The organism is Hoylesella loescheii DSM 19665 = JCM 12249 = ATCC 15930 (genome assembly GCF_000378085.1).
Lineage (GTDB): Bacteria > Bacteroidota > Bacteroidia > Bacteroidales > Bacteroidaceae > Prevotella > Prevotella loescheii.
In genome coordinates this window covers 87326-104418 of the sequence record NZ_KB899215.1, presented here as the reverse complement: position 1 = coordinate 104418, position 17093 = coordinate 87326, and the positions used below count along the sequence as shown (strand labels likewise).

13 protein-coding genes are annotated in these 17093 nt (G+C 46.9%); 2 read left to right on the top strand and 11 right to left on the bottom strand.

What is annotated here, in order from left to right:
- Nucleotides 1-32: 32 nt before the first annotated feature.
- The gene (locus F453_RS0107970) at nt 33-611 is read left to right on the top strand and encodes a hypothetical protein (protein ID WP_009235074.1); all 579 of its coding nucleotides are present in this window, start codon (nt 33-35) and stop codon (nt 609-611) included.
- Between the two features lie 779 nt (nt 612-1390).
- On the opposite strand, the gene F453_RS0107965 is transcribed toward F453_RS0107970, so the two are convergent.
- From F453_RS0107965 to F453_RS0107910, 11 genes are all read right to left on the bottom strand, one after another.
- Nucleotides 1391-2287, bottom strand: coding sequence for a DNA/RNA non-specific endonuclease (locus F453_RS0107965; RefSeq protein ID WP_018967544.1), 897 nt, complete (start codon nt 2285-2287; stop codon nt 1391-1393).
- A gap of 166 nt (nt 2288-2453) precedes the next feature.
- Entirely contained in the window at nt 2454-2705 is a 252-nt protein-coding gene (locus tag F453_RS0107960; protein WP_009229215.1) for a type B 50S ribosomal protein L31, read from the bottom strand.
- 270 nt (nt 2706-2975) lie between these two features.
- The gene (locus F453_RS0107955; protein WP_018967543.1) at nt 2976-4355 is read right to left on the bottom strand and encodes a hypothetical protein; all 1380 of its coding nucleotides are present in this window, start codon (nt 4353-4355) and stop codon (nt 2976-2978) included.
- Between the two features lie 136 nt (nt 4356-4491).
- Entirely contained in the window at nt 4492-5334 is an 843-nt protein-coding gene (locus F453_RS0107950; RefSeq protein WP_025789958.1) for a DUF5689 domain-containing protein, read from the bottom strand.
- A gap of 132 nt (nt 5335-5466) precedes the next feature.
- Complete coding sequence (locus F453_RS0107945) at nt 5467-8007, bottom strand: TonB-dependent receptor (RefSeq protein ID WP_018967541.1); 2541 nt, start codon at nt 8005-8007, stop codon at nt 5467-5469.
- Between the two features lie 989 nt (nt 8008-8996).
- Complete coding sequence (locus tag F453_RS0107935; protein ID WP_018967539.1) at nt 8997-10184, bottom strand: AGE family epimerase/isomerase; 1188 nt, start codon at nt 10182-10184, stop codon at nt 8997-8999.
- A 27-nt stretch (nt 10185-10211) separates the two neighbouring features.
- Nucleotides 10212-11132: a dihydrodipicolinate synthase family protein gene (locus tag F453_RS0107930; RefSeq protein ID WP_018967538.1), complete on the bottom strand. Its 921-nt coding sequence runs from the start codon at nt 11130-11132 to the stop codon at nt 10212-10214.
- 289 nt (nt 11133-11421) lie between these two features.
- Nucleotides 11422-12657 carry an MFS transporter gene (locus F453_RS0107925; RefSeq protein ID WP_018967537.1) on the bottom strand — a complete coding sequence of 412 codons (1236 nt, stop codon included), beginning with the start codon at nt 12655-12657 and terminating at the stop codon, nt 11422-11424.
- Between the two features lie 222 nt (nt 12658-12879).
- Nucleotides 12880-13926 (bottom strand): cyclically-permuted mutarotase family protein, encoded by a 1047-nt coding sequence (locus tag F453_RS0107920; protein ID WP_018967536.1) that lies wholly within the window; start codon nt 13924-13926, stop codon nt 12880-12882.
- Between the two features lie 491 nt (nt 13927-14417).
- The gene (locus tag F453_RS0107915) at nt 14418-15320 is read right to left on the bottom strand and encodes an SDR family oxidoreductase (protein ID WP_018967535.1); all 903 of its coding nucleotides are present in this window, start codon (nt 15318-15320) and stop codon (nt 14418-14420) included.
- A 20-nt stretch (nt 15321-15340) separates the two neighbouring features.
- Nucleotides 15341-16069: an HdeD family acid-resistance protein gene (locus tag F453_RS0107910; protein ID WP_018967534.1), complete on the bottom strand. Its 729-nt coding sequence runs from the start codon at nt 16067-16069 to the stop codon at nt 15341-15343.
- Between the two features lie 369 nt (nt 16070-16438).
- Between F453_RS0107910 and F453_RS0107905 the strand changes: the two genes are divergently transcribed.
- Nucleotides 16439-16951 (top strand): histidine phosphatase family protein, encoded by a 513-nt coding sequence (locus tag F453_RS0107905; protein ID WP_018967533.1) that lies wholly within the window; start codon nt 16439-16441, stop codon nt 16949-16951.
- The last annotated feature ends 142 nt before the right edge of the window (nt 16952-17093 follow it).

Here is a 17093-nt window from a genome sequence, read left to right as displayed (position 1 = left end):
CTTTGCAACATAAATTTTAAACCGATTAGAGTATGAAGAGCTTAAAGACACTAGGTACGATGGCTGTTATCGCCATTGCTACGATGTTCGTTTCGGGTTGTGAAATAGACAACAACTATTATGGCGACGATGAATTTCACCGAAGCAGTTGGTGGGACGACAGCTACGATTACCCGTCTACCGATTTGCTTGCTATGGCCCAAACGCTGCGCGGACATTGGGATGGAAAGTTGGTAGCCCGCGGACAGGACGCTTACGGCAATTCCGGGAAGAAGACTTATTACACGGACATCGAGTTCGACCAATATAATTCGAACGCCATTTACGGGCGCGGAAGACAAGTGGACTATGAGGGCCGCCACGACCCAAATCCTTTCAGACGGAGCTTCTCATGGCGCATCGACATCCGCACACGAGCAATCATCATCACCTACGACAATAATTATACGATGAGCATTGCGTACAGCGAGCTTCATCTCGACGATAATGAGTTCTCGGGCATGATGCGCGGAATAAACGAGACGAATAAATTCGACTTCAGAAGATACTCGCTGGCGAAGAAAGGTCTCTTAGATTCCTCTGAACTCAACGACTCAACAAGTTCAAAATAACCCTCCACCAAAAACAGTTAAATAAAAGCGAGCCAATAAGGCCAGCAACTTATACATCGAAGTTAACCACGCCAATATACAAGTTTCATGCCAAATAGTTTGTAAATAAGTTGTGAAAAGAGTGCGGACGAGCAATAAGCTCGTCCGTTTTTTATGCTAAACCCTTACGCCCAGTTAGCCTCTGCACCTATATGTCTGACGACTAGCCAGGCCGTTAGTACTTGTCCTACCAATGCTTACAAGTCTATGGGCGAGTTTGGGATAAGCTCATGTAGTGAGCTTTTTAAGCTCCAGCCTTGTTACAGCTAAGATGGAACCCTGTTCCAGATAAGTTGGAACAGTGTTCCAGTTTAACTGGAACTGCATTCCAGATAACATGGAACAGCCGTCCAAAATACATTTAACTCGGCGTTTAATGTAATAAGGTATAATCAGGGCATAGAAAACGCATTCTCGGAACTATGAAAATGCAAACGACGAAAGGGTTGATTGGCGAGTTCGGGACAAGAAACCATGCCCTCTTAACAAGATTGGACAGGTAAAGAAATGGCTTTCTCGCCAACTAATGCTACGCAACAGAAGGCATAACGATTGAGTTTTATCCGAACTCGCGTAAGTCTATGCGCGAGTTTGGAATAAGAAAAAGCTGTGTAAGAATTTGTTCGGCTATACGATGTACCCATCTACCACAAAACGTTAGTTGGTGCAATAGCCATTTTACGCCTTAACTTTGGCCCAAAAACACCGCACTCCTATCCCGAATTTGCATAGCCTATCTTTCAATCTAGCCCCCAAAACGTATTGTTCACCGCAGCGTTTTCAACGGCATTCTCAATATTATCGGGCAAATTACAGAAAAAGTCGATACCCGTCTTTTCCTCCAATTCCTTAATAGAGACGGCATATTTGGCCAATCGTTTATCATCGCTAGCCTTGTGTTCTATCCAAAAGCCCATGGCATTATACACGCCATTCTTCACCCGAAGCAGGGCCATAAAGAAATATTTGGGTACAATCAAGCCTTTGCCTACGGTTTTCAACACCTGCTCGGGCTTGTCGATGGTGCCGCCCTTGCAAATATAGAGGGTGTCGCAGAATGAATATCCGTTGCGGCTAGCTATCTCGCGCACCTTATTTTCCATGTTCTGCCAAACGCCTGCATTAAATCCATGCACCTGTGGCTGCATATTGGTGATATAAAACGTTTGGTAATTGGCTTCGGCTGAATTGAGTCTGTCGGCCGAAGGACAGATATGACCATGATCGTAGCCCGTTCGCCAATACGGATCGGACGTAAACCAAAGTGTCTTGGGCAACAAGGGGTCAACCGGATATTGGTTGGAATCAGACTTATAGCGGTCTGTATTCTTCATCATGTTACTCTTAAAGAGCTGGTAGCACGACCACCTTTGCGCCTTTTTTGTGTCGTTCCATTCTATGGCGAAGTTCAAAACGCCATTGGCTGTTGCATGTAACAGCACCCGATTAGCCCCCGATTTAAGTCGGGGAAACTCCAAACGGCCATATTCCCTCTGAGTTCTGGCATCGTTGGCGTTGCGGTTTTCGCCCGTAGGCGTATTGCCGCCACCATTTGGTTTGTTCACTTTGCTGAGGTCTTCGCCCTCGCAAGCCACCAAGGCAAACGCCACGGCGAACATCATTATCTTCTTTATCATCTTGCCAAGAAAAAGGATTATAGGTTATGAAACGAATTGATGCGCTGGTCGATGCCCATACAGCAAACGCCATACGCCAAGTTGCAAAATGCGCCCTTAACGTATATGCAACTACGTTGAGGGCGCATTTCAGAAGTTTTAAATATATGCTTGTAAAAAAGATATATTATTTTTTGATCTTACCATAGCGGTTCATGAAGCGGTCTACGCGACCAGCCGTGTCGACAAGCTTGCTCTTACCCGTATAGAATGGGTGCGAGGTGCTTGAGATTTCAATCTTTACCACGGGGTAAGTTTCGCCTTCAAACTCTACTGTATCATTTGTTTTGCAAGTAGACTGTGAAAGGAACATATCGCCGTTGGACATATCTTTGAATACGACGGGGCGATAGTTTTCGGGGTGAATACCTTTTTTCATTTTACTATTTTATATAAATGTTATGTTATACGTACACTATACGGGCTGCAAATTTACGAATAAATTTGCAGCCCGCCAAAGCTTTAGATGCTTTTTTAGTGAATTGGTGAGTTGGCAAGAGAGAATTGGCTATTGACCAAGAGACTCTGACTGCCGACAAGTTAACAAGTTAACGAGTCAACAAGAAACTGTGCCAACCGCTGGTTTAGCCGTTACCAACGAAGACGTTGTGTGCTGCTGTTCTAAAGTTTTCAGCAAACTCAAAAAGTCTTACTTGGCGTATACAACAGTAACTTTAAGTATGCGCATTTGCACACCACCACCCTTGGGTTCTGAGAACACGTTCTTGTAAGTTACCGAGTTGCCTGAGAAAGAAACAGTAGCCGTGGAATTACCAACATAAAGTGTTGTATTGAACTTGTCGCAGTCAAGAATAACCTTCGCAATCTTCTTGTTCCCAGTTATGGTGAAGCTGTTATTCTTATACAGACGCACATTATGATACTTCGCGAAATAAGCGGGTGCGTTCTGTTCGCCACCTGCATCAAAGGTCATCTTCAAGCCTTCGGCCAAATTTATTGATGTAAGCGTTTTTATATCAGTTTCTCCCAAGGTCTTAACTTCGTAGGTTACGGTTTCCGTTCCCACCTCTGTGTTGGCAGCGGTCAACGTTACCACTTGCCCATCAATAGAAAGTTCTTTGCCCGTTTGGGGTGTTTCTGGCTTGTCGGGATTAGTTCCACCTGCCTCTTTCTTGCCGTTAAGCGTGAAGATGTACGACTTGTTACCTTCAGTTTCGGGCGTATTACCCTTAAAATTGATGAATGTACCATAGATAACAACTTCATCTCCCACCTTAATTTGGTTGTCTGCGGTGAACTTAGTGTTGCCTAAATACAGGCTGCGGAAGATCTGCAAGCTGTCCATCTTCTTGGTATTGTCGTCCGAAATATAGTAAGTGGCATTACCATATTGGCCTTTATCAACCGATTTGATAAATCTAATTTTACCCTTTACATAGATATTTTCAAGCTTACCATCGGCAGCCAACGCCCTAACCTTAGCCAAAGCGGCCGTTACGTTGTAAGGTTCGGCCTCTGTTCCAGCACCCTTAGGTTCGCCAGGAACTAGCGTTTCGGCCTCAACTTTCTTACCGTTAAGTGAGTGAATCCACGATTTGTTGGCATCGCTTTCAGGTGTGTTGCCTTTGAAATTAATGAAAATTCCACGGATAACTACCTCGTCGCCCGCTTTGATTTGATCCTTAGCAGTGAACTTGGTCTTACCTAAATACAGGCTGCGGAAGATCTGCAAGCTATCCATCTTTTTGGTATTGTCGTCGGAAATAAAGTAAGTGGCATTGCCAAAATTACCTGTATCCACTTCCTTAACACTCCTAATCTTTCCTTTCACAAAGATTTCGCCTGTATCCTCTCCGTCTTTCAGGGTCTTAATCTTCTCCAAGGCGGCAGTAACGTTATAAGGATCGGATTCCGTTCCTGTACCTGCGGCTTTTCCGGGTTCAACCGTTTCCGAGGTTCCTCCCTTTTTCAGGTTCGGGTTTACGTATGGTTCGGGAACGCTTTCACATCCCGTAAAGGTGGTGGCAGCAAAGGCCAACATCATCATCGAATAAATAAATTTCTTCATAACGATTGGTTGTTATATGTGTTAATGGATTGTTTAATAAAGTTTCTACCCCACTCTCCACTGCGTTGTCTGCATAAACTTAACCATGAAGACAAGCAAAGGCAATTGGAAGATGGGCGAAAATTCAGTGCATTCTTTATTTCTTCACGTCGCTTTCAGTGCGCAACAGTATTTGCCACGTGTTGCGAAAGCGGGTGAATATGCCTGTTATGTCTACCGTTCCTTGTGGCAAAGGCGTGGCAGCAAAGTCGGCATAGGTGCTGGTGCGCACCACAATCTGACGGTTGGTGTAACCCTCCAGCTCGCGGTTAACACTGTTGGCGGCATCCTTCTCGGCAGCTGTTGCAAACACCTTTGTGCCATCGGCATCTTTAAACTTTACGCCCTTGATGGTCATCAGTCGGCCACTATGCGTGCGAAGATACTCTGCATCGGCAATCTTCGACACGTCGAACACCTCGGGTTGAACCTTCGAGGCATCGACAGCGCCTACATAATTGAAGTGCTCGTTCCACAGATAGCGGTTCATTCTGCTAACCGACGTCTGCCCCTTACCATTGGTAAAGGGCGTGCCGATAGCCGCCTGCTGTCCATAACTTCCCACATAGAGGTCTTTGAGGTTAACGACAATCTCTTGTCCAACGGGCAAATAGGCAAACAAACCGCCTTGGGCGATGTCAATAAGTATGCCTCCTGTTGCATCTTCGATGCATACACTATTATAGATGTTGCCTTGAATGTCGTTACCTGTTATGCGCCCTTTAATTTGCACATCGTTCTCCACCTTTTTATAAGGGGCTGTTTGCGATGCGATAACATCGGCGTAATCCTTCTTCAGCTCGCCAATGGTAATCACTTTTGTTTCTTTAATGCTCGGATTACCATACGCCTCGCTGTTGTTGGGGTCGTTCCAATCTTTGTCCATACAGCCAACGAGGGCTGCACAAGCTATGGCGATGAGCGAATATCTTATTTTCATGTCGTTATTGATGTTTTGTTTACGCGCCCCGAGTTACTGACTTTCGCCAGCCTGACATCGGGTGTGCGTGTTCCGGTTATGAACTTCTCAATTTATAGATAGCATGCTTGGAGACGTTAAAGTCTCGTGGCATTAAAAACGATAGGTAACGTTGAGCATTGCATTGGTACCCCAAGCGTAGAACTTTTTGGGGTTACGCGAGAACTTATAGGCACGTGCATTGCCCGATGCGGTATAGTCTGAACGACTTTGTTCGTAGCCACCTGTCACGATACGGCTGTTGTTCAGCAGGTTTGTGAACATCAAGTTGATAGACAACTGTCCGTGTTTGAGATAGAGGCTCTTACCAATTGATCCGTCGAGCATAAACCCTCCGTGGCCTTTCTCTTGGGGAGAGCGCATCACATTGCCTTCGGCGTCTACGTTTCCACGCTTCTCACCAACACTCTTATAGCGATGATAGAGCGAATGACCTAAGTAAATACGGTCGTAGTAGTTACCGGCCAAGTCTACGAACCAACCTCCCTTGTGGTAGCTAAGTATCAAACTACCCGCCGTAAGGGGTGTTCCAGCCTCGCGCATGTCCTTATTGAGCAAGATATCGGTTTCGTAAGTGCCCTGTGTAGAGTTTACATAGGTTACGTAAGCATCGTTAATGGTTTTGGCTTCGCTCATCGTGCCGAGCAGTTTCACGTCGAATACGGAGTTGATTTTATACTTCAACGCTGCTTCGACACCATAAAATACTTTCTTCTGACCTGTTATCGAAACGTAAGAGAATGAGTTGATATCGTCGAAATAGAAGCATTGCCAATCAGAAACATTGCTCAGATGACTGAAATAGCCGTTTAGGTTGAGGTGTATACGGCCCGATTGATGCTGAAAACCCAGTTCGGCGCTGTACACACGTTCGTTTTTAAGTCCTTGTACAAAGTCGTTGTTCAGCTCGGGAGCAACAAACGACACGTAAGGTGTGGGTGCATTATACTGATAACCTTGTCCCAACTGCAACGTATTGCCACCTCCCATGCTCCAAATCAGGCTAGCCTTACCGCCACCTTCAAGGAAACGAGCCGTGCCACTTTTGCCAAACGAACTGTCGGCAAAGAGTCCGTTGCGCATTTTACCGTCGCGCTGCATGCTAACACCGCCTACCTTACCCGCAAACATCAGGTTGACGCGACCCAGAAGCACATTATAGCTGGTCCATGCCATGGCCTTATTCACCAGCAAACGATAGTCGTAGCCAAACACATCGCCTTTACCAACAAGCGCATTGGGGTTATTCAGGTCGTATTGCACCTGCGAAGAGTTGGGCGCATACGTGCCGATGGCATACGTGTTAACGTTGTGATAGGTGGTTGCACCCAGCAAGTCCTCCATCGTTTGATAGTGGCGGGCGTTATTGGTGCTGACGATATAGCCCAAATTCCAGCTAGATGTTTTGGTAACCTGCATGTTCAGCGTAGAGGCCAACGAGAGGTTGAGTGCGTCGTTACGACGGGCTTGCAGGAAATACATGGCATCCACCCCTTGCGCAGCCACGCTTCGGTTGGCCGCATACAGTCTATCCCAGTTCACTTGACGGTTTTCTTTCCGTGCAGTAAGATAGTTATAGGCCGTATTCCAGTCGTCTAAGGCCTGGTCCGTTCTTGCTACGGCGTTGGTTTCATCCCAAACATCGTAATAGCTGCTGGGTAACATCTTCCAGTAATCGGGCTGTGGATTGTCGCTGTTATTGTAGTTCAGCTTCGTGCTCTTGTACATGCTGTATCGTCCGAACAGCGAAGTTGAAAGCTTTAAGCCATCGTCTATCTTCCAGTCCCACGTCATTACGGCCGACGGGGAGAAGTCGTTTACCACGCGCGAGTTTCTCACCTTGCCGTTTTGGTATCCCCAATAGGGGTTGTATTGGTTGTTATTGGCTATCCAATAGCTTTCGTCGGTGGCTGCTCCTTGCGTTCCGCGCTCGGTGGGATTACCCCAAGTGCTCAACGCCAGCGAATGTTGCATGCGCGAACCAAACACCTTTTGCACGCCAAAGAAGTAAGACAGTGCGTTATAGAACGTGCCTTCTACATATCCGCGGTTAGCCCAGCGATAGGTTAAGTTGGCCGAGAATGCCCAGCCTCGCTCGTTCAGTCCACTGTTATAAGTGTACATGCCACGCAAGGTATAGTTACGGTTAGCGCCTCCAAGGGTTAAACGATGTCCAGCCGGTAAGTTTGCGGGTCTGAAATCGTAGTTGTTAGAACCGCCCATAGCAGGCATGGCAAACAGGTTGCTTTCAAATGGCAATGCAAAGTCGGCGTTGCGGGTCTGCTGATTCAAGCCTCCCACGTTCGAGAAACGAAATTGTCCGCTCACAACATCGTTTACCGGCACTCCGTTTACATGCACTTCGTTGTACTTTTGGTTAAAAGCACGGTATCTGAACCTCATTGGTGAGAAAAGATAACCCACTTGCGAGGCATAGAGATTTGATGCCGAATTGATGATGGTTACGTTTTGCGACATGTTATCGTTCTCTCCGAGTTGTGCCTCGGTGAAGGTAAATGCCGACTCGTCTACCGTTGTTGGCTGTTGCTGTTTGTCATCTTTGGGTGTTTGCGCAAAGGCCACAGGGGCGTAGCACAAGGCAACCAATGCTAATTTCAGCTTTGCTTGCGTCATAGTCTTGTCTTTTTGGTAATGAGTATATTCGGATGCAAAGTAACAAAATAAAATTGAAAAAAAGTTGTTTTTGCCCAAAAGATTATGTTCGTTTTATCCTTATTATTGTTCAGGCGTGCTTTAACATGTCGGTAAACATTCTTTACACGCCTACATCTTGGGCTCGCAAAAACATCGAAAGAAATGAAAGTAAAAGCCTCAACAACAGGCTTGAGCGTTTGCTAAGCATACGTTCGTCACGCACGATTTTAGCTCCTAAACTCCGCTTTCTCGTTGCTCGGAGCCATGTTTACTATCAATGGTGTTGTTATCTCTTACATGGAATACGATTCCAGCATATATGGAACACGATTCCAGCTTATCTGGAACAATGTTCCAACTTACATGGAACACGATTCCATCTTATCTGTAAAAACAGCTCCAACCATTAGCTACATGGCGAGATGTATGAAAGCGGTATTTAAGAGTGTTCTAGACGATTTTCAACAGTATGTGATTTACAAAAGCGATGTTCATCGTTCCCCCCACACGGCATTGAGTATAGTGCACACGCAGATATGTTTGCGATGACCATTCGCACAGCCAACCTACACAACAAGATACAGGTTCGCGATAAGACAACATGCCTTTCGAACAAGACTGCGCAAGTAAAGAAATGGCGATCTCGCCAACTACCGCGTATCGGTAGATGGCATAACGAATTTCTCTTATCCCGAATTCGCTTATATAATATGTACGCGCGCGCGAGGGAAGAGTGGTTTAACGTTGACAAGACCTAGTTTAACGCAACAAGAAAGCAGCAACCCCAAACCTACCGACAACACAAAGGGGAGGCCATATAGCATGGGCCAACCTTGCGCTAACGGTTGGTTTGGGGTTGAAAATAAGGCAAAGTGCATTGTGATATGCACGCTTCGCACATGTTTAGAAAGGCTTGTGGTGCCGTAATTGCTCACCGAGAGGTCTACGCGCTTGTTCATCAGCGGTAGTTAAAATTTTGTTTTGAGAATTTCGTTGCACAACAAGAACGAGTTGATGAGCATGCGCGGAATGTGGAACGGACCCTTAAAGAGGTTGCCTTTAGCGGGCTGAGCCACCGTGCCATCACGATGCAGGTAGCCATACCACTCGCCAAACTCTGGGTCGGGCAAGTGTTTGTAGGTCCAATCGTTAATTAGCTGGTGGCGCTCCAAGTACTTTTCGTCGCCCGTAGCCAAGTAAGCGTACAGCATGGCGATAACGGTTTCGGTTTGTGGCCACCAGAATTTCATGTCTTGCGCATAGTCTTGCGAGGGCAATCCCTTACAGTCGCGGAAGTTGATGATGCCTCCGTAGGCTTCATCCCATCCCCAATTCCACGACCAATCCAGTATTTCGAGGGCCATTTGCTTTAAGTCTGCATCCCAATTGCGGTGTCGCGACTCTTCCAAAACAAACCAAGCCGTCTCTATGCAGTGGCCGGGGTTGATGGTTCTGCCATTGATGGTGTCGATAAACTCGCCGTTAGGACCTACCGTTTCAAGCAAAGCCTTGTATTCGGGATGCATGAAATAGTTCTTAATGGCATGCAACGAGGTGTCTATCTGGTCTGTCAAGATAGGGTAGTCGATAGCCATACGCAATCGCGATGCCGTGTTGATGAGTATCATCGTGAGCGAATGGCCTTGGCATTGCACGTTGGGCAGATACTTGGCAGGAAGCAAACCTGGCGTGTAGGCATAACGTTGCACCAGCTTGAAGAGGTCGAGTGCGCGCTGGGCGTAGCTTTTATCGCCCGAGGCAATGGCGTATTCGGCCATGGCGATGATGGCGAAACACTCTGAAAAGAGGTAACGACGCATGCGAAGTGGCGTTCCGTCGGCCGTCACCTCAAAGTACATGCGCCCGTCGGGTGCGGTGCAATGGTCAATAATGAAGTCGATGCAACTCTTAGAGGCTGCAAGCCATTCTGGGTTTTGTTCGATATTGTTGTATGCAGCAGCGGCAACAAAGCCGAAACGACCTTGAAACCACACGCTCTTAGTGGTGTCCATGAGCGTTCCGTCGCGGTCAACGCAGGTATATACACCGCCATTTTCACGGTCTAGACCGTACTTCATCCAAAACGGCATGATGTTGTTTACCAAATCGTCTTTATAGCGTTGCGCCCATTGTTGCAGATATTGTTTTGTATCCATTTGTTTATTAGTGCTTTTCTCCTTATGTTATTTACACACGTTGCACCTTTCGAAGAATCCTATCTCTTCTAATTCTCTACGCATTTGTGCCTCTTCTTCGTCGGTCATGTTACGGAAAGGTGTGCGGTTTGGCCCAAGGTCGAAGCCCAAGAACTTCATGATGCGCTTTCCACCAACGATGTTTCCGCGGAAATGGCATATCACATTGATTACGGCTTGCGAGAAATTCTGCTTTTCGCGAGCCGTTTCCAAGTCGCCACGGTTCCATGCGTCGATGATGCCCACTAGCTCGCGACCGTTATAATTGGTTGTTCCGCCGATACCGCCTTTTGCTCCTCCCTGTGCCAGAGAAGGCAAAATGGTTTCGTCTTGTCCGTGCAGCATGTCGTATTTACCATCCTTATAAAGTCGGCATTGGTTGTATTCGTACAAGCTTTCGAAGGTGTACTTAATGCCGGCAAAGTTAGGTATGCGACCATCTACGGCTTTCATCAAGTCGACCATAGGCAAAAAGGCTCCGTTGAAGGCTGGAATGTGATAGTAATAGAATGGAAGTGATGGCGCAGCACTAGCAATGGCAGCGCAATAGTCTACCAATTCTTCGACGCGACCTATCTTCGGGAAGGGCGGCGCCATAGCTCCAACGCCCCATGCGCCAATCTTTTCGGCATGGCGCGCCAAGGCAACGCTCTCTTTAAGGCAGCAGCTACCAACGTGCACGATCACCTTAAAGTCTGCGGGAGCAACGCTCACCCAACGTTCGGCCAAAAGCATGCGTTCTTCGGTGGTGAGCATATAGCCCTCGCCCGACGAGCCGTTGATGAACACACCCTTCAATCCGTTGTGTTGCAACATCTGTGCATAGCGTTCGATGGGTTCGAGATTTACTTCGCCGTCGGCATGAAATGGCGTAAACGGCGCATCAATCAATCCTATAATCTTTTCCATTATATTGTGAGTTTTATTTAAGTTCGTGAGTTATTGAGTTTGTAAGTTGGTGAGCTGGTGAGTTTGTGAGTTCGTGAGTTTATTGAGCTCGTGAGTTATTGAGTTGGTAAGTTGGGAGTTATTGAGTTGGTAAGCTGGTGAGTTTATAAGTTATTCAGTTTGTGAGTTGGGTGTTCCTAGTTATAACTTCGTAAGCTTCTAGTTAGCGTTTGTATCTGAAAAGACTCAGAAAGTGAAACACACAAGAACTAAAAAGCTAAAAAACTAAGTTTCTCAGAGACTCACATGCTTACGGTACATTATCTGTTTGCGGTCGCAAGAACGCTAGTTGCATGATTAGGGCCAATGCCACGATACCGCCAAGAAGGGCAAAACCCAATCCGAGATTTCCGCCATCGGTCCACGAACCCAACACTTGCGTAACGGCTGCACCAGCAAAAACGCCCGTCATGTTCATGATGCCGTAAGCCGTTGCGCGGTATTTGGCCGACACGAACTGGCAAAGGATGGGCATGTTGTTGGCATCGAAAATGCCAAAACCTATGCCAAAAAGCAGTCCTGCACCAACTACACCCACTACGCTATGGCCAAAACCTAGCAGCAGCAAAGCGGGAATGGTGAGGCTAAGACCAATGGCGCTGGTGTAGATACGACCACGAACGTTGCGCTGCGCCCATCTATCAGAGAGTATTCCACCGCAAATAACGCCGATGAACGACGAAACGGAGATGGTGATGGTAGACATCGGACCAGCCGACGTCATGTCTAACGACAGGTTTTCAGAGAAAAGTGTGGGCAGCCAGTTCTTTGTTGCCCAGCCAGGCAGACTAGGAACGGCGAAGTAGAAGAGGATAATCCAAAAGGCCCAGTTGCTTAACACCACGCTCAGTCCGCGCCAAATGCTCTCGCGCTTTTCGCCTGGAGCTACCGTATTGCGACTCTTTACGCTGCATTCGGGGTTTTCATGAAGCAAGAACATCAACACCAACGAATAGAGAACGCCTATCAAACCAAGGGCGAAAAAGGTGTAATGCCATGAGAAATGGTGAGCTAAATTGCCTCCAAATCCACCCAATCCTTGGCCAACGTACAAGCCCGTCATGTGCACACCGATAGCCAACGAGCGCGATTTGCCCGTGTGCCAGTCGGTGATAAGCGCTAGGGCCGAGGGAATGTAAAGGGCTTCGCTAATACCCATGAGGGCACGAAGCACGTAGAGTGTTTCGAAATTGGTAGCGAAACCCATAGAGAGCGTAACGGCCGACCATACGAAGAGGCTACCCACTACGAGCCATTTACGACTGAGCTTGTCGGCAATGACACCCGCGAAGGGACTGAAACTGCCATATACCCACATGAAAATGGCCATCAACGCACCGAAAACTTTGGCTTTGTTCAGCTCTACAATGTCGGCCTTGATGGCTTCTTGCATCGTGGAAAGCATTTGGCGGTCCATATAATTAAGTAGGGCCACCACCCATAACAGTCCAACCACAATCCAAGGGTAGTTTTTATTCGCTTTCATTTTTCTGTTATCGTATTTTATTTGTTGTGCGCCGTTGGGGAATTAAGTCCCCTTCAACACACGCGTAAATAGTCTTTGCAGTGAATACACCTTATTTATATAGGTATGCTTAGGCATCTCAAGGTGTGCGCTCGATTTGTCGTTGCCTATCTATCGCTTACCTTCGTACTGGTCTTGCCATAAGTCGAAAAGCATTCGAAACCTATTAGCTAAAGCCATAGCCTAGTCTACACGAAACCTGACAATCTCTGGCGTGCGTATGCCTGGCTTCAATTCGCCACCAACCACATACATCCAGCCATCCCAATAGGCAAGAGCACAACCTGCGCGAGCCACAGAAGGATGCTGAAGGAGTTGCGTCCAAGCTCCATCGCAATAACACAACACCCTGCTGTTAAATCGATACCACTCGGGTTCGTGCAACAAATATCCCTCGGGCAACTTGTTGATGGCCGCAAGGAACACGTCTTTGTTTACGCCACCTACCACAACAACGCCTTTCTTGGGTACGGCGATGGCCGTTGCTCCACCCGTAAACACCTCTTCGCCAACGGCATCGGTGGGTACAGGAAGTATGGTCCATGTGCCACAACCTGCGTTGTAGCTTGCTCCATTCATAGCCAACTGCGCTGGCTTATTGTCTGTTTTGGGCGCAAAACCACCCCAAACGCCCAGCAATCCGCCCTCAACAGGAGCGGCAATAGGCTGAACACGCGCTATGCCTGGTATGGAAGGCAATACTTTCCAACCCTCTTTCGCCGCGATTTTAAGGTTCAACGACCATACTTTTTGTGTGGCTATGCCTTCGCAATTACCACCAACCACATACAGGATGTCGCCAACCACCGTGCCAGCCATATTGTCTAGCGCTTGGGGAAGGTTGGGTAAGGCCTCTTGTTGCATGCCTGTGGCTGTGGGGCGCAGACGAATGGCGGTGGTAAGACTACCCGTTTCGTTATTGCCACCTACGAAAATCAGCGAATTATCGTAAGTAACGCTCACACCGTATGCCGCTGGTTGGGGCATCTGTCCAACGGTTTTCCATTGCAGGCGGTCGCTATTGGCATTTAGTCCGGCTGCATAAATAGCCTTGTAAAACCGCTTTTTTCCACCCTCTGCCACAGGCTTTTCGGGGAAGTTGCAGCCTCCCGCTATATATAAGTAGCCGTTAATCACACCACAGAAGCAAGCCGACACACCTTTGTCGAAGCCCCGTTCTTCCGTGGGAAAGCCTATCATGTGTTGGATAGAGATAGAGTTCTGCGCCATAGTATATGTTGTAAACAGGACGATAAAAGCAACAGACATCATTAGTCTTTTTGCTTTTATATACCCTTTATTGGAAAATATTTTATTATATAATTGCAAGATTGTTGTAAATTTTAGTTGTATAGACCGCAAAGTTAATTTAAAAACAGGAAAACACAAAAACATTTATGCATTTTTCTCATAGTGATTTGGTTTAAATCACTGCCGGGCGGGCGACATGTAAGTAAAGATTGGGAATGTATCAGCAAAGCTTTGAAGGATGGAAGAACAAAAAAGGGTATCCTAAACAGATACCCAGTGTTTTGATCATGCAGAGATGTTAGGGGCATAACTTTATCAAAAGAGGGATAAAGTTTGCTCAGGTAAAGCTGTAGGCAACACACATGCAAATAACCTGTTGATAAGCTAACGAGCTTACAAAACCATAAACCGCACTTTCGAGCCTATGCCAAACAATCCCACAAACTAATGATTAAACAAGAGCATTCGGTTTATTTCCGCTCGGCTTCGACCTCTTTTTTAAAGAAATCTTCTAACCTTTCCTCTCCGTATGTAGGCGCTTGCATGTCCATAGCCATTGCCGTGAGGAAGAATTCTAGGGGTCCATAGGTCTTGGCAGATGTTAACTTGCGAAGGAGGAAGAGGGTGGATCGGCGCACGAAATCGGGCAAATGGCGAACACGAGGTTGCTTTCCGTATGCTCGCAATGCCAATTCGGCAATCTGGTTATGCGTCAACACGTCGGGACCACCAATGTTAAGCTCGTGTTGATGGTTATCCATGGCGTCTACAACAGCCCGAGCCAAGTCGGCACCATGAATGGGATTCATGCGCAACATGCCATTGCCAAAGAGCCACACACTTCCCCCTTTGGCCATTTTAAGGAAGTCTCCCATGTCAGAAAAGAATCCCGTTGGCCGGACGATACAATAATCTAATCCCGAATTTTTTAGATAATCGCCCAACCGTTCCTTAGCCTCGCAAATCTTCAGATGTCGCATTTGCTCGCCATTAAACACAGAAACGTAGATAAAACATTTCACTCCGCTGCGCTTAGCTTCATCTATAAGGTTGGCATTGGCTTGGAAATCAACATCCATATAGGTCATGCCGTCTTTTTGCCGAGTAATGCCCACCGTACTTATTACCACGTCTATATCCTCGCAAACACCCTTTAAGGTGTCGGCTTGCGTCACCTCGCCCACCCTAACATCTACGTTCGGCGTAACCGTTCCTAGGCGCGATGGGGTTCGCACAATCACACGCGTTGAATAGTTTCTACACTGCAATTCGTTTAAAATGAAACGTCCTAAATATCCCGTTGCACCAGCCAACAGAACACGAGTGCGTTCCGCAGCTTGTGATTGTTCGTTATCGGTTTGCATAATCATCATGAAGGGGAATATCGTTCGACTTAAATTCCAGCCCCTAGGTTGGGATTATCCTGTTCTTCGGGTGTATTATTAACCAAAGGTTCATCAGTTGAGCACGACGTTTCGGCATTATCTTGTGCACCAACCTCCACCGCTTCGGCCTCCACCGCTTCGGCTTCGGCTTGTTGTTGTGCCTCAATTCGTGCCACTTGACGATGTATATTCATTATCTTAAAGGCGTTAACGCATTCCACGACGCCATAAAACACCATTGCCCAACCAAGGAAAAGCAAGGGGGCAGAGGCTATCCACGAGGGCTTGAAGAGGGCAATGAGCCCCACAACAAACACAAACGAGGGCATGAGCCAAAAATAAAGGCTCAGTTTAGAGAGCTTAACCACACTGGCCAAGGTTACATATTGCCCCACGGCACCTAAGATAAGAATGGCACCGAAGATGTAAACCATCCAATAAACCACAATTGTGGGGAACGCTGCCAAAGCTACACCCAACACCAAACTGCCTATGCCAACCACAGGAAACGTGGGTTTGTCTATCGAAATGGGCCTTCCTTCCACATCGACAACGGCCTTAGGCTTGGCATTTCGGTTTACGAGGTAAACGATACACGAAATCAAACCCGATATAAAGAATAGCACGCCGATGATAATTGTTATCCACGTCACCGTTTCTTCGCGGTATTTTATTAACAATAGTCCCACCACAATGGCGATGATGGCACGGATGAAAGATGTTTGAACTGTCTTCATACTCATTATTATATATACATCTGAATTATATTAGGCTTGCTCCATAAAATCAACGTTTCGTTTGTGGGGACACCTTGTGGGGGCTTTTCCCTTTCGTCGAACGCTGTCTGAACTCGCCATAACCTACCTACAAAAATACAAACTATCTTTTGTCGGTGCAATATTTTTGGTTACTTTTGTGAGACGTTTATAACAAAGGGCATCCAAAAACTAACGCTTAGGCAGCCCGAACACACCCCCAACGAAAAGTACAAAGGTGTTCATTCTCGTACGAAATTATAAGCGGATCTTTAGTATAAGCTTATAAACTCACGCCCCAAACTTACAAACTTATAAGCTCATAAACTCAAAACCTCACAAACTAAATATATGACAACTCTTTTATTGGTACGCCATGGTGAAACTGTGGGCAACGCCAACCAAATACTTCAAGGTCAAACGCCAGGCGAACTGAACGAGACGGGCGTGGCACAAGCCGAAAAACTGGCACGCGAACTTAGCGATACGCCCATCGACGCCTTTGTAAGCAGCGACCTACAACGCGCCGAACACACCTGCCGCATCATCGCCGCACCACACAACATGCCCTTTACCAGCACCCCACTCTTGCGCGAACGCGACTGGGGTGGCTTCACTGGCGCATTTATCCCTAGCTTAAAAGACAAAGTTTGGCCCGAAGACGTGGAGTCGCTAACGGACATCAAGCGTCGCGCCCGCCTCTTTCTCGACATGATTGCCCAACATTATCCCAACCAAACGGTGCTAGCCGTAGGGCACGGCATCATCAATAAGGCTATACAAAGCGTGTTCTACGACAAGGAAATGCACGAAGTGGAAAAGATGGGAAATGCGGAAGTGAGGGTGTTAAAGGTGAAAGCGTGAAAAGGAAAAAGAGAAGAAAGGTGAAAGGGTGCAAAGGTGGAAAAGCGAAAATATGGCTAACGCCATCAAGGAACTTGACTTAACTCCTTAACTTTATAACTCCTTAATCCCACAACTCCATAACCTCATAACCCCTTAATTC